Annotated in this window: 2 protein-coding genes; both read right to left on the bottom strand. The window is 31.1% G+C overall.

The annotated features are described in order from the left end of the window. Positions 1–376 (bottom strand): hypothetical protein (locus QZZ48_RS15770; protein WP_294967207.1); only part of this gene is annotated, 376 nt, incomplete at its 3' end. 20 nt (positions 377–396) lie between these two features. Continuing rightward, positions 397–1,185, bottom strand: coding sequence for an FRG domain-containing protein (locus QZZ48_RS15765; protein WP_294967206.1), 789 nt, complete (start codon positions 1,183–1,185; stop codon positions 397–399). Positions 1,186–1,527 lie beyond the last annotated feature (342 nt).

Raw genomic sequence — 1,527 nt, 5'->3', positions numbered from 1 at the left:
GAAGTAATTCTTCAATTAATTTTATTGCTTTTTTTGTATCAAATTGCCATTCACACTTGATATTTTTTGCTATCCCTAGTCCTAAATTTTCAACCTTGTATCGCGGGTAAACTTCATACTCTTTCTGACAATCTTTATTCGAATAATCATTCCAGTTAGAAACTTTGTATTCAATTAATTCGTCCTTTCCTAAAAGAAATGGATTTTTTGATATTGAAACAACAAACGATTTTATTAGAATATCTGGTTGATAAAGTGATAACCTTTGTTTTTTAACCTCATTCAATGTAAAAATTGCAATAAGAGCAGATATGAAAGTTCCTATTCCTGAAAAAATTATAATTAACTCTTTATACTTTAATAAAAATTCTATCATTAGTCTTATTCTTCTGATTATTAATTATCTCCTCGTTCCACATTAGCTAATATACTTTTGGGGCATTCAGCCTCTTTGGGCTTTAGTTTTTTGAAGTCTTTATTATTCTCATTTAAGAAATTACATAAATTATCAATTGTCGGAAATAGTCTATGCTCGTTATACCCGTATAGATTTAAAGACTCTCTTATTTGTTGTTTTATCGCTTCACCTTCGATTCTAACCCTTACTAATTTATCATCAACAAATGGTACAGTAGGGTCTGGAAAAGCTTGAAGTATACCAGACTGTGCACTAATTCTAGGTGAAACTATTGGAGGAAGAAAAAAGAAGTCTTCTGTATATCTTGGATGGGTTATAATAGCTTCACCAACTTCACTACTGTACGTCTCGCCTTCGTCTTCCAATTCCATAATAGTTCTTATATTGAAAGAATGTTCATACGCATATACAACACTACACTTATCGTCATTATTTTTAATAGCAAAATACAATGCTACAAAAGGGTCTGTTGTCCAATCTAAAAGTCTAGTTGCTAGTCCGTGGTGTTGGGCTAGTGCTAATGAATACATTGCTTTATCTGGTAAATTCTGATACTCTGTGGCTTTTAGAGTAAAGGTTTTAAATATATCAGACTCTATTCTTTCAAGTGTTTTCTTATCTACTTCGTAGTCCTCATAATACCTTCCAATTTTAGGTATTAGCTTAAAGTCTATTTCTTCAACTCCCCTGAAAAGAAAGTAGTCCACTTTATCAGTAATAAATTCCCTGTATTCAACTAAGTTTTTTATTATTACATCGTTCGCCATAGATCTCTTTAAGTTGTATTTGTTAAATCAAGCACCTCTTTTTATTGATCTACTAAAGTACTCATTATTTAACGTTGTCCTTTAACATTAAAAATAAATATGAGGAGATAAAAGACAGTATGAATCCCCATATGAAATAGCCTCGTCTAAAAAAGAGCTTATTTCATTTAAGAATTGGTCATCTTTTCAAAATATTGTCTCATCCGCTTTGCAATAAAAGCAATATGAGACTTAAACTCATCAGAAATCTTATCAAAACACACCTTCATGTAGCTAAATAGACTGTCATGTTACTTTTCACCCCTCCATGTAGGAAAATAAGCCGCCATGTTACATTTTAAC

The organism is Sulfurimonas sp., from assembly GCF_016744025.1.
In the GTDB taxonomy this organism is placed as follows: domain Bacteria; phylum Campylobacterota; class Campylobacteria; order Campylobacterales; family Sulfurimonadaceae; genus Sulfurimonas.
Note: the sequence above shows the minus strand (reverse complement) of the source record. Positions and strands in the feature narration are given on the sequence as shown.